Source organism: Streptomyces sp. NPDC086777, from assembly GCF_040702065.1.
Lineage (GTDB): Bacteria > Actinomycetota > Actinomycetes > Streptomycetales > Streptomycetaceae > Streptomyces.
Genome location: NZ_JBFBJI010000021.1, coordinates 29,229 through 51,443 on the forward strand (window position 1 = coordinate 29,229; position 22,215 = coordinate 51,443).

Below are 22,215 nucleotides of genomic sequence, written 5' to 3' on the forward strand. Positions count from 1 at the left end.
GCGGACCATGGACAAGGAACTGAGGGGCGCCGTGTGGCCCGTCGACCGACCGGGCCCGGAGAGCGGCGAGTGACCGGCCCCGGAGACCGGCGAGGACCTCGGCCGCGGCGAACCGGGACCTCTTATTCCGTAAGGGCGGCAGCCGTACGGAGGTGCGGTGCCCGCGGCGCGGAGCGAGCCGGACCCGCGGCGGGCGTCGACCGGGCCCCGCGTGAACTGGCCGGCTTCAGGGCGCCCGCTCCGGGCGTCCGGCCGGTCCGGGAACGGGTCCGCCGAGGGGGCCGGCGCCCGTCCCGCCGCCGTCCCGCCGTGCATGCCTGTCGGCCAGGGCCGTGAGGTAGCCGCGCAGCATGACCTTGGCCTCGTCGAGGAGGGCGGCGTCACCCTCGGCGTCGCGGCGGAAGGCCTCCTGGGCGAGCGCGTCGGCGGCGAGGACGGCGGCATGGCAGGCCGGGCCGAGCCCCGCCGTGTCACCGGCGATGCCGAGCGCGAGCAGCACCCGGCGCACCCCGTCGGCCATCCGGCGCTTGTGCTCCCGGTCCGCCGCCCGGGTCCGGTCGGTCAGACCGCTGCCGAACCACAGGGCCCGGAAGCCCTGTTCGGCGCGGTAGAGCCCGGCGTAGGTGTCGATCAGCACGCCGACCGGGTCGGACCAGCGCTCGGTCGCGGCGTCGCGCACGAACTCCTCCATCACCGCTTCGAGCTGGGCGAAGTAGGTCGCGGCCAGCGCGTCGATGATCGCGTCCCGGTCCGGCAGGTATTGGTACAGCGAGCCGACCGAGACCCCGGCCTCCGCCGCGACCCGGGTGGTGGTCAGCCCCGGCACGCCCTCGGCGATCAGCACGCGCTCGGCCGCCTTCAGTACCCGCGCCAACCGGGCTCTGCTGCGGGCCTGTTGGGGAGTGCGGCGCAGCACAGCCCCGGTCTCCCCGGCGGCCGGGTCGGTCACAGGACCACCCCTGAATCTGAACGTGACTTTGTTTCAGGTTTACGTTACCGTCGCGGCCATGACGGACTCAAGCTCCGCGCTGGTTCAGGAACGGGCCGCGGTGGCGGACGTCTGCCGTCGCCTGGGAGCGGCGGGCCTGCTGGTCGGAACGGCGGGCAACGTCAGCGTGCGGGTGGGCGACCGGGTCGCGGTCACCGCGACCGGCGCCGTGCTCGCCCAACTCACCGCGGGCCAGGTGACGGTGGTCGACCTCGACGGCGAGGTCGTCGCCGGGACCCTGGAGCCGACCTCCGAACTCGACCTGCACCTCGGGGTCTACCGCCGTTTCGGCGCCGGCGCGGTCGTCCACACCCACGCGCCGATGGCCACCGCCCTCTCCTGCGTCCTGGACGAACTTCCCTGTGTGCACTACCAGTTGCTCGCCCTCGGCGGCACCGTGCGAGTGGCGCCGTACGCCACCTTCGGCACCCCGGAACTCGCCGAGTCGGTGCTCGCCGCGCTCGACGGCCGCAGCGCCGCGCTGATGGCCAACCACGGCTCGGTCACCGTCGGCCCCACCCTCGACAAGGCCGTCGAGAACGCCCTGTTGCTCGAATGGGCCTGCGGTGTCTACCAGCACGCGGCGGCCCTCGGAACGCCCCGGGTCCTGGACGAACGGCAGCAGCTCGCGGTGATCGAGGCCGCGATCGCCCGGAACTACGGCACCACCCGATCCCTGCAGGAGGGCAAGCCATGAGAGTCGTCACGATGGGCGTGCACGTGCTGGACGTCCTGGTCCGGCCGGTGGACGCGATACCCGAGGGCCAGGGCGCCACCCTGGTCGAGGACATCAGGATGACCGCGGCCGGGACCGCCGGCGGCACCGCACTGAGCCTCGCCAAGCTCGGCGCCACCGTGCGCAGCGCCGGGGCCGTCGGCGCCGACGCGACCGGCGACATGCTCGTGCAGTTGCTCCACAAGGCCGGGATCGACACCGGGTTCCTCGTCCGCCGTACCGACACCGCCACCTCGGCGAGCGTCCTGCCCATCCGTCCCAACGGCGACAGGCCCTCCCTGCACCTGCTCGGCGCCAACATCACCTACGGCGTCGGCGACGTGCCCTGGGACGCCCTCGCCGAGGCCGACCATCTCCACCTCGGCGGCCCGGAGTTGATCGGCGTCGAGGCCGCGGCGCGCATCCTGCACTTCGCCAGGGAGCACGGCGTGACGACCTCCGTCGACCTGCTCGCGCCCGGCGTGCTCGGCAGCTTCGAGCAGATCGCGGCCGCGCTGCCGTACGTCGACCACCTCCTGCCCAACGACGACCAGGTGCTGGGCTTCTCCGGCGAGGACGACCTGCTGGCGGGCGCGAAGAAACTGGTCGGCGCCGGCGCCGGGCTGGTCGCGGTCACCCGCGGCGGCGACGGCGCACTGCTGGTCACCGCCGAGGGCGCCGAACCGGTGCCCGCCTTCGAGATCGACGTCGTGGACACCACCGGCTGCGGCGACGCCTTCTCGGCCGGATTCGTCTACGGCATCGGCCTGGGCCGCACCCCGCACGACGCCGCCGTCCTCGGCAACGCGGTGGCCGCCCTGGTCGCCCAGGGCCTCGGCAGCGACCACGGGGACTTCGACCTCGCCGCCGCCGACGCGTTCGCGGCGGCGGGTACCAGGCGCGTGTAGACCGGGTGTCGGACCCGCACAACGCGTGCCGCCGACCGGGGTCGTCCCGGACGCCCGAGAGGTACCTCCCGTCCCTCGAACCACTGAATTCCTGCGGATGTCCACTCGTCCCGGGCGCCTGTGTTCGGGCCGGCTCCGGCAACAGCTCGGTTAATAACTGCTCGCTGGTTGGTTACCGGAGAGTGAGCGGGCCATGATGGCCTCATGACGTTGGCCTTGCGCGCTCTGGCGCAACTGGCGACCTGGCCCGACCTGACCCAGGCCGTACCGAGCTGCGGCCTGGGTCAGGGCGTGAGTTCGGCGCAGGGCGAGATCGCGCACTTCCACTCCGACCGCGATGTGGACCTGCGTCTCACCGCGCATGCCATCCGGCACTTCGCCAAGAACCTGAAGAACACCGGAGCGATCCGGATCGTGCCGGGCTCGCAGTGGGTGACCATACGTCTCGACGCCGCGAGCGACGTCGACCTGCTGCTGACCCTGGTGAGCGTCGCCCTCCAGGCCCAGCAGAGTTGGCCCGACCCGGCCGACCGGCCCGTGTTCGGCTGCAACGACCAGCGGGGTGCGGGATTCGTCAGCGCGGACACCAGCGGGATGTGACCAGGCGGCGACTGCCGGGCCGGTGCCGGGTCGCGCTCACACGGTCAGGACCCGGATCCCCGCCTCCTCGAACCGGCCTACCGTCTCCGGCGCCGCCGCCGTGTCCGTGACCAGGACGTCCACCAGCTCCGCCGCGCAGATCCGGGCGAACGCCCGCCCGCCCAGCTTGCTGGAATCCGCGGCGACCACCACGCGGGCCGCCCGCTCGCACAGCAGCCTGTTGACGGCGGCCTCCCCCTCGTCGTGGGCCGCGGCCCCGTGGACGAGGTCGAAGGCGACCACGCCGAGCACCGCCACATCGAGGGTGATCTGGCCCAGCACCCCGGCCGCGAGCGGTCCGATGAGCTCGTACGACTGCGGGCGCGCCACCCCGCCCGTCACCACGATCTTGAACTGGGGCCGCACCGCGAGCTCGTTGGCGATGTTGAGCGCGTTCGTGACGACCGTCAGCGCCGGCGTGCCGGTGGTGAGGTCTCCGCGTACGGCCAGGGCGCGGGCCACCTCCGTGGTGGTCGTACCGCCCGTCAGTCCCACCGCCTCGCCCGGCTCGACCAGGTCCGCCACCGCCTTGGCGATCCGCTGCTTCTCCGAGGCCTGCCGCGCCGTCTTGTAGCGCAACGGCAGCTCGTACGACACCCCGTGCACCACCGCCCCGCCCCGGGTGCGCACCAGCATCTGCTGCTCGGCGAGCTGGTCGAGGTCCCGCCGGATGGTGGCCGCGGAGACCGCGAGCTCCGCCGCCGCCTCCTCGACCTCGAGGCGACCGCGCTCGACCAGCAATTCGAGCAGCGCCTGCCAGCGGGCGTCGCGCGACATCCGCCGCCTCCGTTCCTCGGCATTTCGGTGGCTGCCGGTGACCCTAGCGCACCTGAATGTCGAACCGATGCTTGGTTGTGCTTGAAAGATGGCTCTACCGTGCAGGAACAATCACGATGGGCCGCCACCATCAAGTCCTGGAAACGGACGCGGAGTCGGGTGACGTCGGCGGTCAGTACGGCGGACCGGCGCCCGCCGCCCGGACTACCCGCGCCTGACCGCCTTCAGCACCACGAACTTCGGGTCGCTCGCCACCAGTTGGCTGTTGCCGAACAGGCGGCGCAGCGTCACGTGGTAGCCCAGGTGCCGGTTGCCGACCACCCACAGCTCGCCGCCCGGCCGCAGCGCCCGCTTCGCGCCGCTGAACATCCGCCACGCCGTCGCGTCGGTGGTCGCCTGGTGGGAGTGGAACGGCGGGTTGTTCAGCACCACGTCCACGCTGCCGTCCGCGACCCCGGCCAGCCCGTCGCCCACCCGGAACTCGGCGTGCCCGGGGACCCCGTTCGCCTTGTAGGTGGCCTCTGCCGAGGCCACCGCCTGGAACGACTCGTCCACGAACAGCACCTCGGCCGTGGGATCGGCCAGTGCCACCGCCGTACCCACGACCCCGTTCCCGCACCCCAGGTCCACGATCCGGCGGCCGTCCCGGGGCAGATGCGCCAGGAAGAACCGCGTCCCGATGTCGAGCCGGTCGGCGCAGAAGACCCCCGCGTGGTTGACGACCGTACGACCGGAGACCGCGCCGATGCCGTCGGGAAGCGGGTAGCTGTACGGCCACGGATTCGACGGGCGGTCGAGCGCCGGATCGGGCGTGCAGTGGATCAGCCGGGCCTTCTGCTCGGCGAGCGAGGTCCGGGTCGGCCCGAGGATCCGCTCGAACAACCGGAGCGTGGACGTGTGGATCTCCTTGACCATGCCGGTCCCGATCACGACCGTGCCCGCGTGCACGGCGGGCGCCAGCCGCAGCAGCTGGTCCTCGAGGAGCGCGAGGCTCTTCGGCACCCGCACCAGCAGCACGTCCACCCGGTCCGGCGGCGGATCCTGCGTGGTCAGCAATTGCACGGTCCCCGGCTCGACACCCGCGCGCGCCAGGTTCGCGCGGGTCGCCTCCTGGCTCAGGTACGAGTCGGTGATCTGCACCGGCCGGTGCGCCGCCAGTGCCGTGACCAGCGCGCCCCAGCGGTCGCCGAGCACTACGACCGTGCCGGACAGCCCGGTGCGCTCCCGGTCCAGATGCCGCAGCAGGTACGCGTCGGAGGCGTCCCAGGCACGCAGCCGGTCGCGCGGGTCGTCCGGGAAGCGGGACAGCTCGAACTCGCCCCAGGCAGTCGTCATACGGTCGCTCATCGTGCCTCCAGGCTAGCGGAGCCGCAGCTCAGGCCCGGTCGGGCAGGATGGGGGCATGGAGGATGAACTGTTCCCGAGGGCGCGCGCCCGCATCGCGCCGGGCGCCGTGCACGTCCCCGACTGGCTGGACACGGACCGGCAGCGCGCGCTGCTCGCCGCCTGCCGCGACTGGGCCCGGCCGCCGGCGGGCCTGCGCACGGTCCGCACGCCCGGCGGCGGCACGATGAGCGCCCGCCAGGTCTGCCTGGGCTGGCACTGGTACCCGTACGCCTACGCCCGCACGGCCGTTGACGGCGACGGCAGCCCCGTCAAGCCGTTCCCGGGCCGGCTCGGCGAACTGGGCCGCCGCGCGGTGACCGACGTCCTGGGCCCGGCGGCGGTCGGCGGATTGTCGTACGACATCGCACTGATCAACTTCTACGACGCCGACGCCCGTATGGGCATGCACCGCGACGCCGACGAGAAGTCGGACGCGCCGGTGGTGTCGCTGAGCCTCGGGGACACCTGCGTCTTCCGCTTCGGCAACACGGAGAGCAGGGGCAGGCCCTACACGGACGTGGAGCTGCGGTCGGGAGATCTGTTCGTCTTCGGTGGCGTGAGCAGGCTCGCGTATCACGGAGTGCCGAAGGTGTATCCGGGGACGGGCCCTGTCGACCTGGCACTGTCCGGACGGCTGAACATCACTCTGCGCGTCAGCGGCCTCTGACGCGCTTGGCCCGGAGCCTCCTGTCAGGGGTGCGGGGACCGCACGACCAGCCTCGACGCACCGGCACTGTCCAACACTAGGGATCATGGCAGACTCCCTCCCATGAGCGGAAACGCGGCCCCCGGCCCGACGGGGAACGGAACCTCGAAACCCCGGTTGGACCGAGGGCGCGGCGCACTCGGCCCCGCCCTGGAACTCGTGCACACCGGCCGCGCCCCCACCCGCGCGGTGCTCACCGCCGAACTCGGCGTCACCCGGGCCACGGCCGGCGCCGTCGCCGCCGAACTGGAGTCGCTCGGCCTGATCAGGGTCGACGCCCACCCGGGCGCCGCCGCGGGTTCGCAGGGCCGCCCCTCGCACCGCCTGGAGGTCGCCGAGAACGGCCCCGTCGCACTCGCCGCGCAGGTCCACGCCGACGGTTTCCGCGCGGCGTTGGTCGGCCTGGGGGGCCGGATCGTCGCGACCGCGCCCGGCTGCGAGACCGTCGACGCCGACCCCGCGAAGGTGCTCGGCTCGGTGGTCGAGGCGGGCGCCGACCTGCTGCGCGGCACCGGCCTCCGCTGTGTCGGCGCAGGTCTCGCCGTGCCGTCCGCCGTCGCCGAACCGGAGGGCCTCGCCCTCAACCCCCTCCATCTGGCCTGGCCGGTGGGGGCGCCGGTACGCCGGATCTTCGCGGAGTGCGTGCGCGCGGCCGGCATCACCGGCCCCGCGTTCGCCGGCAACGACGTGAACCTGGCCGCGCTCGCCGAGCACCGGCACGGCGCGGGCCGGGGTGCCCGGGACCTGCTCTGCGTGGCCACCGGGCACCGGGGCGTCGGCGGCGCGCTGGTCCTGGACGGCCGCCTGCACACGGGGAGTTCCGGCCTCGCCCTGGAGGTCGGCCACGTACCCGTGAACCCGGAGGGCCGCCCCTGCCACTGCGGCAGCCGGGGCTGTCTGGACGTGGAGGCCGATCCCCTGGCGCTGCTGATCGAGGCGGGCCGCGATCCCGGCCCCGAGGTGTCGCTGCTGCGGCAGGCCGAGGACCTGGTCCGCGCCCACTACGCCGACCCGACCGTCCGCCGGGCCACCGAGGCCCTGATCGACCGCCTCGGCCTCGGACTGGCGGGACTGGTCAACATCCTCAACCCCGACCGCATCATCCTCGGCGGCCTGCACCGCACCCTCCTGGACGCCGACCCGGAGCGGCTGCGCGCCGTCGTCGCCGACCGCAGCCTGTGGGGCCAGAGCGGCAGCGTGCCGATCCTGCCGTGCACGCTGAGCCACAACAGCCTGGTGGGAGCGGCTGAGTTGGCCTGGCAGCCGGTACTGGACGACCCACTCGGGGCGCTTCGGTAGCGGCCGACCGCGCGGCCCGGTCACCACCGCGCCGTCGGACCCGACCATCCGGTGGACCCCCCCGTACCGCAGCAAGGGCGAACGCAGGGATCACGCCGCGGTGTACTCCCCGGGAGGTACGTGCGGTGCCGTCGGCCGCAGGACGACGCGGCCCCCTCCCGGCGGTCAGTCTCGTTGCATCACACCGAGACTCCGGGGAGTTGACCGACATGCACAACATGGCGAACTGGAACGGCGGGCCCGGCCCGTGGATTCTGTTCCTCCCGCTGATCTGGGCGGCCGTCGTGATCGGCGCCGTCACGTTCCTGCGCCGCACCGTGTGGCGCGGCCGCGGTGGACCCTGGCGCCCGATGGACGCCGGTCGTCCGGCCGGCGACTCGCCGCTCGCGGTGCTCGGCCGTCGCTTCGCCTCCGGCGAGATCGACGAGGACGAGTACTGGCGCCGGCTGTCCGTCCTGGAGGAGCAGTTCGGCCGTGTCGGCAAGGGGGGCGCGGTATGACGGAGCGGTAGTGCCGGGGTGAGACTCGGCGAGGAGACTCACCGCCCGCTCAACTGGCGACAGCCGAGCGGGCGGGAGCGTGTGCGGCGCCCGGGACCGCGGCGGTCACGTGCGCGTGGGCCGGGGCCCCGGCCGGCGCGTGCGCGACGGTGGGTGCGGCGGCGGTCCCGGGGTCCGGGTCGACGATCAGGCGGGGTGCCGCCGGTTCGGCGGCGCGGCGCTGCGGACGGGCGGCGGCCACCGGGGTCACCGTCGGTGCCGGCAGGGTGAACCACACGACCTTGCCGTCGTCGTGCGGCCGTACCCCCCAGCTCTCACTGACGGCGGCCACCATCGCGAGGCCTCGCCCGCAGGTGGCCATCGGCGCGATCTCCGTGCCGTCCTCGACCACCGGAAGGCGCGGATCGTGGTCACGGACCGACACCGTGAGGCGGTCGAGCTGGAGCTCGATCTCCACGGTGCAGTTCTTGTCGGTCCGGGCGTGCCGGTGGACGTTGGTGAGCAACTCCGTCACGCCGAGCGCCGCCCGGTCGATCAACGGGTCGAGATGCCAGTAACGCAACTGCGCAGATACGATTCTGCGGACCTGACCGATCCGCGACGGCAAGGCTTGGAGCTCCACCGAGCAGTGTCTGCTTGGGTGTTCGATCACGACTGCGACTCCCCGACGTGAGGTCCGGAAGAACACGGAGAACGGATCCAGCAGGGCGCCGCCGTCCATGGGGCCGCCTGCTGTCGTGGCCGGCGGGCTGGTTCGCAGCGTTATCGCCGGTAAACCCAGAGTGACGTGAGACAAGCGTGACCCAGTGCGTCCGGTCCCGCAACTCGCCGTGGTCCGGTGGTCACGCTCCGCAGCTCCGCGTGGTTCAGTGGTCGCGCCCGGCGGCCCGCCGTACCGCCTCGATGAAGCGGCGCGCCGCCGGCGGACCCGGCTCGCCCGGCGCCGGGTCGTGGTCACCCAGGGTGAGTGAGTAGCGCTGGCCGTTGAGGTCGGCCAGGGCCCGGTCCTCCGACGCGAACCACGGCTTCGAGGCCCGTACCGCCTGGACGGGCGCGCTGTCGATCTCGCTGCCGTAGCTCGTGAGCAACTGCAGCCTGCCGTCCGTTATCCGGACCTGCCCGGCCCGGGTGAGCGATCGCAGCCGCTTGTCGATCCGCACGCCCGTCGCCGTGAACTCCGGCTCCGCCATCCTGCCCCGCCCCTTTTCGAGTACGTCGGCCGCCGTCCGCGGGCTTGTGGCCTCGGCCCGGCGCGCTCCGGCTCGTGTCGTGGTCCAGTGTGCGCCCCCGTTCGGGACGTTCGTCCCGTCCGGTGGCAGTCTGCCCGCCCCCGGCGTGGAGCACCAGTGCGCACGGGCCGCCGGGCGGGGGGCGCTCGGAGCATTCGCCGCCGTGCGCCCCCGAAGGGTTCGGGCCACGGTCCGGCGCTGTTCCCCAGGGGGGCCTTTGAGGCGCTCAAAGATGCGTTTATGCAGGTGAGAAGCGTGTGGAAGGTGTCTATGATCGGGGCGTCGGCCGCGTTCGGGCGCCGTCGGCGCGAAGCCTAAGGAGTCCTGCCGTGAGCACCACCCCGCAGATCCGGACCGGCGCCACCCTCGACGTCGACCGCAGCGACGCCGTCTACCGCGACTGGCTCAAAGAGGCCGTCCGCAAGGTCCAGGCGGACGCGAACCGCTCGGCGGACACGCACCTGCTGCGCTTCCCGCTGCCCGAGGCCTGGGGCATCGACCTCTACCTCAAGGACGAGTCGACGCACCCGACGGGAAGCCTCAAGCACCGGCTGGCCCGCTCGCTCTTCCTGTACGGCCTGTGCAATGGCTGGATCCGGCCGGAGCGCCCGGTGATCGAGGCGTCCAGCGGTTCGACGGCCGTCTCCGAGGCGTACTTCGCCAAGCTCATCGGCGTGCCCTTCATCGCCGTCGTGCCGCGCACCACCAGCGCCGAGAAGTGCCGCCTCATCGAATTCCACGGCGGACAGTGCCACTTCGTGGACGACCCCCGGAAGGTGTACGAGGAGTCCGCGCGTCTCGCGGCGGAGTCCGGCGGCCACTACATGGACCAGTTCACCTACGCCGAACGGGCCACGGACTGGCGCGGCAACAACAACATCGCCGAATCCATCTTCCGCCAGCTGGAGTTGGAGCGGTTCCCGGAGCCGGCCTGGATCGTCGCCACGGCGGGGACCGGCGGCACGTCGGCGACGCTCGCGCGCTATGTCCACTACACCCAGCGCGACACCCGGATCTGTGTCGCCGACCCCGACAACTCCTGCTTCTTCGAGGGCTGGACCACCGGCGATCCGGACGTCACCTGCGACTGCGGGTCCCGCATCGAGGGCATCGGGCGGCCGCGGATGGAGCCGAGCTTCGTGATGGGGGCCGTCGACCGCATGATGAAGGTGCCGGACGCGGCGAGCGTGGCCGCGGTGCGGGCGCTGGAGAGCGCGATCGGGCGGAAGGCCGGCGGGTCGACCGGGACCGGGCTGTGGAGCGCACTGAAGATCGTCGCCGAGATGGTGGCCGAGGGGCGGCAGGGCAGCGTGGTGACCCTGCTGTGCGACCCGGGGGACCGGTACCTCGACAAGTACTACTCGGACACCTGGCTCGCCGAACAGGGCCTGGACATCGCGCCGTACGCGGCGGCGATCGGGTCGCTGCTGGAGACCGGGGTCTGGCCCGGCTGAGGCACTACCGCGACAGGCGCTGGTCCAGCTCGACGACCGCGCCCCGGAAGGCCCGGCCGAGCCCGGTGCGTGCCGCCCTGACCACGAGACGGAACGCTGCCGTGCCGTCCACGGCGAAGGTCCACTGCACGCGGGTGCCGCCGCCGGAGGGGACGAGCCGCCACTCCTCCGCGATGGCGCGCGCGCCGGGCGCGTTGGTCAGGTCCACCCGGTAGGCGTACACCTCGGGCTCCTTGGCCGCGATGATCGTCTCCCGGAACCGCCCGCCGCCCTTGAGCCGGATGTCGCGCCCGGCGCCGTCGTCGACCGACTCGGCGTGGGTCACCGCGTCGAACCACTCCGCCCAGCCCGGTACGTCGTCGTTGAGCGCGTGGAAGACCCGCTCGGGCGGTGCGGACATCTCCTGCGCGAAGACCAGACGTACGGGTGCGGTCTCGACGAAGTCGAGCCCGACGGGGCGCAGACGGCGTGCCATGGACGAGAACCCCCTTGGCCGGAAAGGCAGTTGACCCTCTCCGGCACGATAACTGGCGGCTCGTCAGATGTCTGCACCGCCGACGTGATCAGGCCTCCGGCTCGCCCGCCACCACCAGCCGGCGCAGGTGCTCCGAGATCTCCGCACGTGCGTCGGAGGGCAGCCCCGCGTCCGTGACCAGCGTGTCGACCTGCTCCAGCTTGGCGAACGAACTCAGGCCCACCGTGCCCCACTTGGTGTGGTCGGCGACCACCACGACCCGCCGGGCCGACTGCACCAGGCGCCGGTTGGTCTCGGCCTCCGCGAGGTTCGGCGTGGAGAGGCCGGCCTCCGTCGATATGCCGTGCACGCCGAGGAAGAGCAGATCGAAGTGGAGCGCCGCGATCGCCTGGTCGGCCACCGGGCCCACGAGGGAGTCGGACGGGGTGCGCACCCCGCCGGTCAGGACCACCGTCGCGGCGCCCTGGCGCTGGCCGGCGACGCGCTGGGCCGCGTGGAAGACGTCCGCGACCCGCACCGAGTTCGTCACCACGGTCAGGTCGGGGACCTCCAGGAGGTGATGCGCCAGCGCGTACGTCGTCGTACCGCCCGACAGGGCGATCGCCGTACCCGGCACGACCAGTTCGGCGGCGGCCCGGGCGATGTCCTCCTTGGCGGTCAGCTCCAGCCCCGACTTGGCCTCGAATCCCGGCTCGTGCGTGCTCGCCTCGACCACCGGCACCGCACCGCCGTGCACCTTCTCCAGCACACCCTGCCGGGCCAGCGCGTCCAGGTCCCGGCGTACCGTCATGTCCGACACACCGAGCTTGCGGGTCAGTTCGTTGACGCGTACGCCGCCCCGGCGCCGGACCTCGTCCAGGATCAGGGCGCGGCGCTGCTCCGCGAGGAGGTTCTGGTTCTCACTCACGTACGCTCCGGTCCTCTCGCCTCAAGCCGTCCGACACGCCCCGCGCACCAGCTCCGACCTGGACATTCCGTCCGGCTCCGGTGCACGGGCGCCCCATCCTTTCACGGGACCGCACGGGTTGCGCCACTCCCTGTGTCGCCGCACACATGTCATTTGGTCACCACGTGTTGCACTGGGCGTCACACGCAACGGGGAGATTCCGTGACGAGTGGTGTGCGTCACACCGGAATCGGCGATCCTGAGACCCGCACGGACACAGACCATCGGCGCGGCACGGGGGAAGTGCGAGAAGAGTGGAACGCGCGCAGGACAGCGCCACCGGCGGCGACCCCGCCGAGCGGCCCAAGACCGGGGAGCCCGCACCGGCCGGCCATCCCGCCGCACCGGAGATCGACCTGGAGCTCCTGGTCCACGGGGTCGGCGGCAGCACGCCCCAGAAGATGCTCGACGATCCGCGCACGGTGCGGATCACCGGAGACGACACCGCCGCCGTCTTCCGGCGCGCCGAGGACGTCGACGCCGAGTCCCGGCCCGGCGACTACCGCGACCGCACGGTTCCCGAGGCCTACGTCTGGTGCAACCTCACCTCGGGCAACGCCTCCCGCGCACTGTGGCTGCTGCTTCTGCCGTTCATGGTGGTCAACCTCGCCCACTGGATGCGCCCCGCCGCCGAGGACCGGCCGCGCACCGTGCGCTTCTACGGCCTGGTGGTCCGGCTCGCCGGGCTCACCCTGACCGTGCTGCTGGTCGCCGCGGCCTGCGAGGTCGCCCTGGACCTCGCCGCCTGGCAGTGCGCGGGCGTCACGGCCTGCGCCCGCCGGCACACCTGGCTCGGTTTCCTCTCGCCGGCCGGCTCCACCGGCGGCTGGTGGAGCGCCCCCGGACGCCGGCTAGCCCTGGCCGCCCTGGTCCCGGCCGCGCTCACCGGCCTGCTCTGGTACCTCTCGCACCGCACCTGGAGCGCCTACGAGTCCACCCGGCCCCTGGCCAACGACCCCGAGCCCGGCCACACCTCCCTCGCCAGTCCCGGCTTCTGGTACGGGCGCCGGCTGGTCGCCCGGCTGCGTGCCGCCCACACCGCGGCCGGCCTGCTCACCGTCACCGCCGCGGTCCTCGCACCTGCGGCCGCCTTCGACCGCGGGCCGGGCGGGACCGCCGTACTGGACACCACCGGGTGGCTGCTGACCGGTGCCCTGGTCGCCGGTGCCCTCGCCGTGGTGTGGGCGGTCTGCCGCCGGGGCCGCAGCGAGAACATCCTCGACCAGGAACTCGACCGGCACCTGGTACGGCGCCTGCCGCTCGGCGCGCTCGCCCTGCTGCTGCTCGTGCTGGCGTACGCCGGCTGGTCCCGGCCGGGGTGGCACTCCGCGGGGCGGCTCGCCGGGGACGCCACCTTCGGCGGACTGGCCCTGATCCAGGGCGCGCTGGTGATCGTCCTCGCGGCCGTCGCCCACGACCTGCACCGCCGGCTGCCCGATGCGCGCGCCGCGATGCGCGGCCTCGGCGGGCCCGCGGTCGCCCTGCTCGCCTGCGCGCTCGGCGGGGTGATCTCGGGCGGGGTCGCCCAACGGGTCTTCGACTGGCTGGACGGCACCGGCACCTCCATCGTGGGGCCTCCGGTCCTGCTGACCTGGCAGGCGTCGGTGATCCCGCCGGTGCTCGTGGTGCTGCTCGCCGCGGTCGCCCGGCTGTCCTGGACCACCTCGCGGCACGGCCGCACCGAACGCGCGGCTGTCGGCCTCGGCCACCCCGGGGAGCCTGAGGCCGCGGCCCGCAGCCGACGTGTCGCCCGGGTCCGGGCCATGGCCGGGCTGACCGACCGGACGCCGTTCCTCGTCACCGTGCTGTGTGCCGCCACGCTGGTGCTGGGCGCCGGGGCGCTGGCGGGCGCGCTGGCCACCGGAGAGACCCCGGACGCGGCGGCCGACGGGACGTACGCCCTGGTGCACGGCGCGGCCCAGACCTCGCAGGCGCTCGGCTCCTGGCTGGTCGGGCTCGGCTTCATACTCTTCGTCACCTGGGGCCGGCGCGCCTACAAGGACGCCTCCGCGCGGCGCACCATCGGCATCCTCTGGGATGTCGGCACCTTCTGGCCGCGCGCCGCCCACCCCTTCGCGCCGCCCTGCTACGCCGAGCGCGCCGTCCCCGACCTGACCTGGCGGATGGCCACCTGGACCCGCCGCACCGGCGGCCGGCTGGTCATCTCCGGCCACTCCCAGGGCAGCGTCCTCGCCGCCGCGGCCGCCTGGCAGCTGACCCCGTCGGTCCGCAGCCGGGTCGCCCTGCTGACGTACGGCTCGCCGCTGGAACGGCTGTACGGCCGCTGGTTCCCGGCCCACTTCGGCCCCGCCGAACTCGGCTCCCTGCACCGCGAGGTCGCCTGCTGGCGCAACCTCTACCGCCTCACCGACCCCATCGGCGGCCCCGTCCGGATCCCCGACGGCGACGGCCCCGAGGTCGACCACGCGCCCCTGAGAGACCCCCTCTCGTACGGCCGCACCCCGGGCCACCCGCTTCCGGCGCCGATCCTGGGCCACTCCGACTACCAGGCGGACCCGGCCTTCGCCGAGGAACGCAGGCGGCTGCTGGCCCGGCTGCGCCCGGAGCTGCCCGGCCAGCGGCCGCAACCGGGCCGCTGATCAACCGAGTTCGGGAAGGTCCTCCGGGTACAGCAGGGTGAGGTCGTCGGTGGTCGGGTCGGCGAGCTGGGCGACCCGGCTCGCGTGCCGCTCCACCATCGCCTCGAAGGTCTGCCGGGCGGTACGGCCGTTGCCGAACGCGGGGCCCTTCGGGAGCACCGTGAAGTACTTCAGCAGCGCGTCCGGGGCACCCGGAGCCAGCCGGTACTCGTGCTCGTCGGCCTGCTGCTCCACGATCCGCAGCAGTTCGTCCGGGCCGTAGTCGCTGAACGTGATGGTCCGGGAGAAACGCGACGCCACACCGGGGTTGACCGAAAGGAAGCGCTCCATCTCCTCGGTGTAGCCCGCGACGATCACCACCACGGCGTCCCGGTGGTCCTCCATCAGCTTCACCAGGGTGTCGATGGCCTCCTTGCCGAAGTCCCGCCCCGCGTCCTGCGGCGACAGCGCGTACGCCTCGTCGATGAACAGCACCCCGCCGTGCGCCCGCTGGAACGCCTCCTGGGTGCGGATCGCCGTGGATCCGATGTGCTCGCCGACCAGGTCGACGCGGGACACCTCGACCAGATGGCCCTTCTCCAGCACCCCGAGGGAGGCGAGGATCTCGCCGTAGAGCCGGGCGACCGTCGTCTTGCCGGTGCCGGGGGAGCCCGTGAACACCAGGTGCCGCTTGACCGAGGCGGCCTTCAGCCCGGCCTGCTGGCGGCGCCGGCCGACCTCGATCATGTCGGTCAGCGCACGGACCTCGCGCTTGACGCTGTCCAGGCCCACCAGCGCGTCGAGCTCACCGAGCACGGCCTTGGAGCTGCGCACCGGCTCCTCGGGCGCGGCGGGGGTGAGGAGCGGTTCCTGCTCGGTGCTGCGCTGGCCGGGGATCGCGCCCAGCAGGCCGGAGGACTGCTGCGAGGTCTGTACGACCGTTTCGAGCGCCGTGGGCGGGCGCAGGCTGCCGCTCTCGTCGCTGGTGCAGTCCTCCACCACGGGGCCGGTGCCCGACCCCGTGTCCGGACCGCCGTCCGCGAACTCGTAGCCACCGCGCGCGCACCGCTCCGTGCGGCATTTGCGCAGCGTCGTACGGCAGCCGTCGATCACGTGGAAGCCGTAGCCGCCGCTGCCGGTGACCCGGCAGTTCTGGAAGGTGCCCCGGCCGCCGGCCGACACGTAGAAGCCCGCCTCCGCCGGGGAGTCGACCGTGCAGCGCTCGATGACCGGGTCGGCGCCCTTGGTGACGATCACTCCGGTCTGGGTGCCGTCCACCGTGCAGTTGTTGAGGGTGCCGCCGCTGCCGTGGTCCCGGAACCAGGCACCGGTGGCCGCGTCCCGGATCCGGCAGTCGTCGAGCTGCGCGGTGGCGCCGTCGCTCACCGACACCGCCGTGTTGCGCACCTGGGAGAGGTCGCTGTCGACGACGTCCGCGCGGGAGCCGCGGTCCAGCACGAACAGGGCGTCCGGCACGTCGTGCACCCGGCAGGAGTCGAGGACCACGGTGGCGCCGTCGCTGACCCACACCGCCGGATAGTCGCCCGTGCTGTCGAAGATCTCGCACTGGTTGGCGTCCACGCGGGTGCCCGGGTCCCACACCGACAGCCCGTTGCGCCCGAACTGACGCACGGTCGTCCGGGTCAGCGTCAGCACCGACCGCGAGCGCAGGTCGACCGCGTTCTCCGGGATGTCGTGGATGCGGCAGTCGGCGAGGGTGAGCACCGCGTCGGTGTCGAGGGTGACCCCGTCGGCGGTGGTGCGGTGCACGTCGCAGTCGGTGAGGTGGGCCGTGGCCCGGGCGGTGACCTGCACGCCGGAGCCGCGCACCTCGTAGATCTCGCAACCCACCGCTTCCAGCGCGGAGTTCTCCCCGGTCGCCGTCATGCCGGTGCCCGAGGCGTGGTGCACCCGGCAGCGGTCGAACCGCGGACGGCCGCCGCCGCGCACCGCCACGCCCGCCTGGCCGGCCGCCACCACCTCGCACTCCTCGAACACCCCGCCGCCGCCGTCGAGTACGGCGATGCCGATGCCCGCCGGGTTGTCCACGGTGCACCGCCGTACCGTCGGCCGGGCTCCGCCGCGCACCTCGATCCCGGCGGCGGACCGGGTGACGATCCGCACGTCCAGCAGCTCGGGGGTGCCGTCCTCCACCAGCAACGCGGGCGCGGCGGCGTCCTGTCCCTCGACGTGCAGGTCCTGTACGACCGCCGAGGCGCGCACGGTGAGCGGGACCCCGTCCACGGGGGCGATGCGCACCGAGCCGGGCGAGCCCTCGGGCCCGCGCAGTGTCACCGACCGCTGGACGACGAGGTTCTCCCGGTAGGTGCCGGGCGCGACCGTGAGGACGTCGCCGTCGGCGGCGGCCTCCAGGGCGGCGGCGAGCGACGCGTACTCACCCGTGCGGCGCCGCCACCTCGATGTGCCGGTGTGCGTCACCTGGACCGTGCCCTGTGCCATGGCGTTGCCGTGCCCCCACCTCGTCGTACAGATCGCTCGCTCGCCGTGCGGGCGGCACCACGGACGGTGCCCGGCCCCTGCGGTCCGCTCGCGCGCGGGTCGATGCCGAATGCCCTTCGGCCGGTCCACCGTAGCGTGCGCCGGGGTGGTGGGTTGACCAGAGACGGAAAGGCCGTCAGCTGCCCGTCCCGGCCTTGCCCCAGTCCGGGCCCGCCCGGTCCCAGGCCTGGTCCCACCGCGCGTACCTGCGACGGACCATACGCCAGACGATCATCCGTCTGACGCCGTCGACCAGCCCCGCGGTCAGCAGGGCCGCGCCGAACCCGGCCAGCACGGCGTGCGTCGTCGCCGTCACGGCGTCCAGCGGACGGGCGGTGACGACACCCTGCTGGTCGGTCCAGACGTCGAAGTGGTCGCCCTTGTGCGGGGATTTGAGGGTCGTCAGGACCGGGCCGTGCCGCCGGGTGCCGTCGGGTGCGATCCAGTCGGCGAGGACGCGGCTGCGGGGGTCGTGCGCGCTGGTGGCGTCGGGGTCGGGCTCCACCGGGGCGTCGCCCAGCTTGCGCACCACCGTGGCCAGGACGAGATGCCGGTCGTGCTGCTCCTGCCGGACCGACCGCTGGAGGCTGTCCTCGGCGGCGGCTCCGACGACCGAGCCGAGCACCGGCGCGGCCACCACGATCAGCACCAGTGCCGCCAGGGCCACCCATGCCTCGGCCAGGTCGGTCGCGCGGCGCAGCGGATTGCGCCGCCAGCGCCACAGGCCGCGGATCGCTCGCACCGACCACCACCCCCCTTCCCGCTCCGTGATAACCCCCGCCCGGTCCGTTCACCTGAGCCGCCGGCCGAAGAGAGAGCGAAATCACCCCCGGCCGGGGCTCTCATGAACTTCTCACGACCCCCAACGACCGGGCCGCTGGCTCGGGTTCCCGGAGCGCGACGCAGATCGCCCGGAGCGCGGTCACGGCCGCCCGGCTCCCGGAACCTCAGCCGAGGACCCGGACCGGGTCCCCCACCCGGATCGTGCCGGGGGAGTGCGGTACCAGGTTCTGGCCGAAGACCAGCCGGCCGCCGAACCTGCGGTGCCGCGCGAGCGTCCACAGCGGCTCCCGGCCACGCTCGGCGGTGAACTGGTCGGTGGTGGTCACGACGCACCGGCCGCACATCTTCGCGACCCTGAACTCGACCTCGCCGATGACGATCCGCCCCCAGCCGTCCTCCGCCCAGGGCGGGGTGCCCCGCACGACCACGTTCGGCCGGAACCGGTTCATGGGCAGCGGGCCCTCGTCGGCGTGCTCGCCCCCCGAGACCAGGGAATTGAGGGCGTCCAGCGAGGCCTGCGTGGTGACCAGCAGGGGATAGCCGTCGGCGAAGCTCACGGTCTCGCCCGGCAGCGCGTGGTCCGGGTCGATCGGGCGGCGGGTCGCGGGGTCGTCCATGTGGGCGAGGCGGACGTCGGCCTCCAGATAGGCGCCGCACCAGGCATGGGCTGCCTGCGTGGCGAGGACCGCCTCGACCTTCGTACCGAAGATGTCCACCGGTACCGTGCTCCCCGGCTCGGGGACCGGCACCGTCAGGGGTGCGCGCCCGGGCGCGGACAGGCGTACGCCGCCGCCGGGCAGCGGCTCGGCAGCGGCACGCGCGAGGCGCGGCTGTACCCGCTGGGTGACGACCTTTCCCCCGTCGTCGATGAGAACCCAGCGTCGGTCACCGGCCAGCCCCCAGGGCTCCACGACGGCCTCCCGGGGCGAGAAGCCCCGGAGCGACTTGACCGGGTGAACGTGGATCGACTGCAGTTCGGCCATCCCCATGACGCCATCGTGCCAGGCGGCACGGACATCCGGGGACGCCGGTCAGTACCCGCGGTACTGCTGCTGTTGCTGGTTGTTGTACGGGTCCTGGTACGGAGCCGGCTGCGCGGGGCGCGGAGCCGCCGGGCGCATCGCCTCGTAACCCGTGCCGCCCATCATCGGACGGGGCGGCTGCGGCTGCTGCGCGGGGTAGCCGCGCGGTCCCGTCGCCTGCTGCGGGATGTATGCCGTCGGCGCCTGCTGCAGCGGAGCGGGCTGCTGCATCTGCTGCGGGTAGCCGTAGCCCGGGGCCGGCTGGGAGGGACCGGCCGGGAGGGCGGGCAGTGCCGACGGCAGCGCGGGCAGGTTGCTGAAGCTGCTGGGCGCGTCGTAGGCGGGAGGAACCCGGATCGGGGCGATCTGAGGGGTGCCCCGTTCGGCCACGAGCGAGTCGTAGATCGGAGTGTCCGGGAAGGAGGCGGAGTAGTAGCCGCCGCCATAGGTGGAGCGGGGGGAGGTCATGGCACATAAGTTAAGCCCACGATGTGCTGGTTGGGGAGACCGATAAGAGGGTTGTTTTCCGTGTCGGCAGTGACGCTGGATCCCCAATCCGAGCGAACTCGGCAAAAAAGGACGGCAATCAGCGTTTGGATCGTGTAAAGGCCGAGTTCCGAGCCGGTTACCGGCAGTTGGCCAGGGATCTTCCTGTGCCGCTCATGGGAGATCCCTGGCCCCGGGAATAGGTTGTGAGGGTAGGGATGATCTGGGGCGGCCGGGGCGTGCCCGGCGTGCCGACACATGATGGGGGCGGACATGTCAATGTCGAAAGGATCGAATACGCCGGTACCGACCACGGCACTGCGTGTCGAATTGGGCTGGCGCTCCGGCCCGGGCGCCCCCGACGCGGACGCGTCGGCGCTGCTGCTGGTCGCCGGGAAAGTGCGCTCCGACGGTGACTTCGTCTTCTACAACCAGCCCGTGCACGCCTCGGGTGCGGTCCGGCACGAGGGCAAGCGGCGCTCCGGCGACCTGGTCACCGACACCCTTTTCGTCGACCTCGCGCGCGTGGAGACCCCGATCGAGCGGATCGTCCTCGCGGCCTCGGCCGACGGCGGCTCGTTCGGGCAGGTCCCCGGCCTCTACGTCGAGGTCGGGAACGCGGCCGACGGAAGTGTTCTCGCCCGGTTCGACAGCACGGGCGCCACCGTGGAAACCGCTTTCGTGCTCGGTGAGTTGTATCGCCGGCAGGGCGGCTGGAAGTTCCGCGCGGTGGGACAGGGATACAGCAGCGGGCTGGAGGGGCTCGCCACCGACTTCGGGATCACGGTGGACGAGCCGCAGCACTCGGCGCAGCCCTCCGTGCCGCAGGGGCCCTCGCCGTCCTCGTATCCGCTCGCTCCGCCGGCCCCTGCTCCGGCCCCCGCCCCGGCTCCGGTCCCTGCTCCAGCACCGGCCCCGGCCCCTGCTCCAGCGCCGGTCGCCCCGCCGGCCGCGCCGGTTCGGCTGTCCAAGGTGACGCTCACCAAGGCGGCCCCCTCCGTGTCGCTCGCCAAACAGGGCGGTACCTCGGGCGCGCTCCGGGTCAACCTCAACTGGCAGGTCCGCAAACAGCTCCCGGGCTGGGGCGGCCGGCGCGGCGGGGCGGGCGACCTCGACCTCGACCTGTGTGCCCTGTACGAGCTCGCCGACGGCCGCAAGGGCGTCGTCCAGGCGCTGGGCAACGCGTTCGGCTCGGTGCACCGGCCCCCGTACATCCATCTCGACGGGGACGACCGCACCGGCGCCGTGTCCAGCGGCGAGAACCTCACCGTCAACCTCGATCACCGCCAGGACTTCCGCCGCATCCTGGTCTTCGTGACCATCTACCAGGGCGCCACGTCCTTCGCCGACCTGCACGCCACGGTCACCCTCCAGCCCCAGCACGGCGCCCCGGTCGACTTCTCCCTGGACGAGTGCACGGTTCCCTCGACCGTGTGCGCGCTCGCCCTGCTCACCAACACCGGCGGTGACCTCGTCGTACAGCGCGAGGCCCGCTACCTGGTCCCCGAGCGCGGGGTGAGCCCGCAGCGGACCGTCGACCGCGCCTACGGCTGGGGCATGAACTGGACGCCCGGCCGCAAGTGACGGGCGCGGACGGTCAGCCCTCGTCGGTGACGGCGCCGGGGCGCGCGTACGTGCGCCCCTTCCAGGCCGCCCCACGCCCCCGGTAGTGCTGCACCGCCGAGTCGACCGTCATCAGGAGATAGAGGAACGCGGTGAACGGCAGCAGCGGGGCGAGCCACAGCGGCTGCCGGTAGTAGCGGAGCATCGGCAGGTACGTCGCGGTCATCACCAGCCAGGCCGCGGCACCGGCGAGCAGCGTCGGCGTGCTGCCGGCGACCGCCCCGGCCAGGACCGCGGCCGGCGGCACCAGGTAGACCAGTGCGAGACCGGCGACCGTACCGAGGAGCAGCAGCGGGTTGTGGCGCAGCTGTGCGTACGCGCTGCGGGAGACCATCCGCCACAGGTCGTGCAGGCCCGGATAGGGGCGCACGCTGTCCACCCGGTCGGCGAGCCCCAGCCAGACGTGCCCTCCGGCGCCCTTCACCGCGCGGGCGAGCGCCACGTCGTCGATCACGGCGTGCCGGATGGCGTCCGGGATGCGTGCCCGTTCCGCCGTGTCGGCGCGCAGCAGGACGCAGCCACCCGCGGCTGCCGCCGTGCGCGACCCCTTCCTGCCGATCCGGCGGAAGGGGTAGAGCTGCGCGAAGAAGTAGACGAAGGCGGGGACCACGAGCCGTTCCCACAGGCTCGCCACCCGCAGCCGGGCCATCTGCGAGACGACGTCGAAGCCGCCGGTGCGGGCGGCCGCCACCAGCAGCCGCAGGCTGTCCTGCTCGTGCGCGATGTCGGCGTCCGTCAGCAGCAGGTACTCGGGGCCACGCGCGCGTGCCAGCGTGATGCCGTGCCGCACCGCCCACAGCTTGCCCGTCCAGCCCGCCGGCGGCTCACCGGGCGAGGTCACCGTCAGCGGCAGCCCGCCATGGCGCGCGGCCAGCTCCCGGGCCAGTTCCCCGGTGCCGTCCGTACTGCCGTCGTCGACCAGGAACACCTCCGCCCGCCCCGGATAGTCCTGCGCCAGCAACGACGGCAGACTCAGCGGCAGTACGGCGGCCTCGTCCCGGGCGGGGACGACCACGCACACGTGCGGCCACCGGGCCGGCTCCCCCCGGGGCGGCAGCCGGACGTCGGTGCGCCAGAAGAAGCCCTGGCAGAGCAGCAGCCACAGCCAGGCGGCCAGGGACACGGCGGCGGTCCACGTGAAGACGCTCACGCGCGCAGTCTGCCCCATCCGGCCTGCCCCCAACGGCCCATCGTCTATCGT

The 22,215-nt window shown here is 73.2% G+C and carries 21 protein-coding genes; 9 read left to right on the plus strand and 12 right to left on the minus strand.

The genetic code is table 11. The annotated features are described in order from the left end of the window. Nucleotides 1–226: 226 nt before the first annotated feature. Nucleotides 227–949, minus strand: coding sequence for a TetR/AcrR family transcriptional regulator (locus tag AB0472_RS27295; RefSeq protein ID WP_366359944.1), 723 nt, complete (start codon nucleotides 947–949; stop codon nucleotides 227–229). Nucleotides 950–1,007: 58 nt separating this feature from the next. Between AB0472_RS27295 and AB0472_RS27300 the strand changes: the two genes are divergently transcribed. The 3 genes from AB0472_RS27300 (at nucleotide 1,008) to AB0472_RS27310 (ending at nucleotide 3,211) form a co-directional block, all read left to right on the plus strand. Then, nucleotides 1,008–1,685 (plus strand): class II aldolase/adducin family protein, encoded by a 678-nt coding sequence (locus AB0472_RS27300; protein WP_366359946.1) that lies wholly within the window; start codon nucleotides 1,008–1,010, stop codon nucleotides 1,683–1,685. Continuing rightward, complete coding sequence (locus AB0472_RS27305; protein WP_366359948.1) at nucleotides 1,682–2,611, plus strand: carbohydrate kinase family protein; 930 nt, start codon at nucleotides 1,682–1,684, stop codon at nucleotides 2,609–2,611. The genes AB0472_RS27300 and AB0472_RS27305 overlap by 4 nt, the downstream gene beginning before the upstream one ends. 204 nt (nucleotides 2,612–2,815) lie before the next feature. Then, nucleotides 2,816–3,211, plus strand: coding sequence for a luciferase family protein (locus AB0472_RS27310; protein ID WP_366359950.1), 396 nt, complete (start codon nucleotides 2,816–2,818; stop codon nucleotides 3,209–3,211). A 36-nt stretch (nucleotides 3,212–3,247) separates the two neighbouring features. Here AB0472_RS27310 and AB0472_RS27315 read toward each other — a convergent pair whose 3' ends face one another. Together AB0472_RS27315 and AB0472_RS27320 are read right to left on the minus strand one after the other, a co-directional pair. Then, the gene (locus AB0472_RS27315; RefSeq protein ID WP_366359952.1) at nucleotides 3,248–4,027 is read right to left on the minus strand and encodes a DeoR/GlpR family DNA-binding transcription regulator; all 780 of its coding nucleotides are present in this window, start codon (nucleotides 4,025–4,027) and stop codon (nucleotides 3,248–3,250) included. Nucleotides 4,028–4,231: 204 nt separating this feature from the next. Further along, entirely contained in the window at nucleotides 4,232–5,362 is a 1,131-nt protein-coding gene (locus tag AB0472_RS27320) for a methyltransferase (protein ID WP_366359954.1), read from the minus strand. Nucleotides 5,363–5,429: 67 nt separating this feature from the next. On the opposite strand from AB0472_RS27320, the gene AB0472_RS27325 reads away from it, so the two are divergent. The 3 genes from AB0472_RS27325 to AB0472_RS27335 all read left to right on the plus strand — a co-directional run bounded on the left by AB0472_RS27325 (nucleotide 5,430) and on the right by AB0472_RS27335 (nucleotide 7,918). Further along, a complete protein-coding gene (locus tag AB0472_RS27325) occupies nucleotides 5,430–6,080 on the plus strand; it encodes an alpha-ketoglutarate-dependent dioxygenase AlkB (protein ID WP_366359956.1) in 651 nt (216 codons plus the stop codon). Between the two features lie 102 nt (nucleotides 6,081–6,182). Continuing rightward, nucleotides 6,183–7,418 (plus strand): ROK family protein, encoded by a 1,236-nt coding sequence (locus tag AB0472_RS27330; protein WP_366359958.1) that lies wholly within the window; start codon nucleotides 6,183–6,185, stop codon nucleotides 7,416–7,418. A 209-nt stretch (nucleotides 7,419–7,627) separates the two neighbouring features. Beyond that, nucleotides 7,628–7,918, plus strand: coding sequence for an SHOCT domain-containing protein (locus tag AB0472_RS27335; RefSeq protein WP_366359960.1), 291 nt, complete (start codon nucleotides 7,628–7,630; stop codon nucleotides 7,916–7,918). Between the two features lie 49 nt (nucleotides 7,919–7,967). On the opposite strand, the gene AB0472_RS27340 is transcribed toward AB0472_RS27335, so the two are convergent. Together AB0472_RS27340 and AB0472_RS27345 are read right to left on the minus strand one after the other, a co-directional pair. Then, nucleotides 7,968–8,570, minus strand: a complete 603-nt coding sequence (locus AB0472_RS27340) for an ATP-binding protein (RefSeq protein ID WP_366359962.1) — start codon at nucleotides 8,568–8,570, stop codon at nucleotides 7,968–7,970. Between the two features lie 214 nt (nucleotides 8,571–8,784). Beyond that, the gene (locus AB0472_RS27345; protein WP_366359964.1) at nucleotides 8,785–9,108 is read right to left on the minus strand and encodes a hypothetical protein; all 324 of its coding nucleotides are present in this window, start codon (nucleotides 9,106–9,108) and stop codon (nucleotides 8,785–8,787) included. A gap of 368 nt (nucleotides 9,109–9,476) precedes the next feature. Here AB0472_RS27345 and AB0472_RS27350 point away from each other — a divergent pair, with 368 nt between their 5' ends. Then, complete coding sequence (locus AB0472_RS27350; protein ID WP_366359965.1) at nucleotides 9,477–10,601, plus strand: PLP-dependent cysteine synthase family protein; 1,125 nt, start codon at nucleotides 9,477–9,479, stop codon at nucleotides 10,599–10,601. Nucleotides 10,602–10,605: 4 nt separating this feature from the next. Here the strand turns inward: AB0472_RS27350 and AB0472_RS27355 are convergent, their stop codons facing one another. Continuing rightward, entirely contained in the window at nucleotides 10,606–11,076 is a 471-nt protein-coding gene (locus AB0472_RS27355; protein ID WP_366359967.1) for an SRPBCC family protein, read from the minus strand. A gap of 88 nt (nucleotides 11,077–11,164) precedes the next feature. Further along, complete coding sequence (locus tag AB0472_RS27360) at nucleotides 11,165–11,983, minus strand: DeoR/GlpR family DNA-binding transcription regulator (protein WP_352362967.1); 819 nt, start codon at nucleotides 11,981–11,983, stop codon at nucleotides 11,165–11,167. A 389-nt stretch (nucleotides 11,984–12,372) separates the two neighbouring features. On the opposite strand from AB0472_RS27360, the gene AB0472_RS27365 reads away from it, so the two are divergent. Further along, nucleotides 12,373–14,622: a hypothetical protein gene (locus AB0472_RS27365; RefSeq protein ID WP_366360208.1), complete on the plus strand. Its 2,250-nt coding sequence runs from the start codon at nucleotides 12,373–12,375 to the stop codon at nucleotides 14,620–14,622. Here the strand turns inward: AB0472_RS27365 and AB0472_RS27370 are convergent, their stop codons facing one another. The 4 genes from AB0472_RS27370 to AB0472_RS27385 all read right to left on the minus strand — a co-directional run bounded on the left by AB0472_RS27370 (nucleotide 14,623) and on the right by AB0472_RS27385 (nucleotide 19,373). Continuing rightward, nucleotides 14,623–17,061 (minus strand): right-handed parallel beta-helix repeat-containing protein, encoded by a 2,439-nt coding sequence (locus AB0472_RS27370; protein WP_366359969.1) that lies wholly within the window; start codon nucleotides 17,059–17,061, stop codon nucleotides 14,623–14,625. 175 nt (nucleotides 17,062–17,236) lie between these two features. Further along, complete coding sequence (locus AB0472_RS27375) at nucleotides 17,237–17,842, minus strand: hypothetical protein (RefSeq protein ID WP_366359971.1); 606 nt, start codon at nucleotides 17,840–17,842, stop codon at nucleotides 17,237–17,239. Between the two features lie 205 nt (nucleotides 17,843–18,047). Then, the gene (locus tag AB0472_RS27380) at nucleotides 18,048–18,872 is read right to left on the minus strand and encodes an MOSC N-terminal beta barrel domain-containing protein (RefSeq protein ID WP_366359973.1); all 825 of its coding nucleotides are present in this window, start codon (nucleotides 18,870–18,872) and stop codon (nucleotides 18,048–18,050) included. 42 nt (nucleotides 18,873–18,914) lie between these two features. After that, nucleotides 18,915–19,373 carry a DUF6643 family protein gene (locus tag AB0472_RS27385; protein WP_366359975.1) on the minus strand — a complete coding sequence of 153 codons (459 nt, stop codon included), beginning with the start codon at nucleotides 19,371–19,373 and terminating at the stop codon, nucleotides 18,915–18,917. Nucleotides 19,374–19,652: 279 nt separating this feature from the next. Between AB0472_RS27385 and AB0472_RS27390 the strand changes: the two genes are divergently transcribed. After that, nucleotides 19,653–20,975, plus strand: a complete 1,323-nt coding sequence (locus tag AB0472_RS27390) for a TerD family protein (RefSeq protein WP_366360210.1) — start codon at nucleotides 19,653–19,655, stop codon at nucleotides 20,973–20,975. A gap of 13 nt (nucleotides 20,976–20,988) precedes the next feature. Here AB0472_RS27390 and AB0472_RS27395 read toward each other — a convergent pair whose 3' ends face one another. Next, nucleotides 20,989–22,182, minus strand: a complete 1,194-nt coding sequence (locus AB0472_RS27395) for a glycosyltransferase (protein WP_366359977.1) — start codon at nucleotides 22,180–22,182, stop codon at nucleotides 20,989–20,991. Between the last annotated feature and the right edge of the window lie 33 nt (nucleotides 22,183–22,215).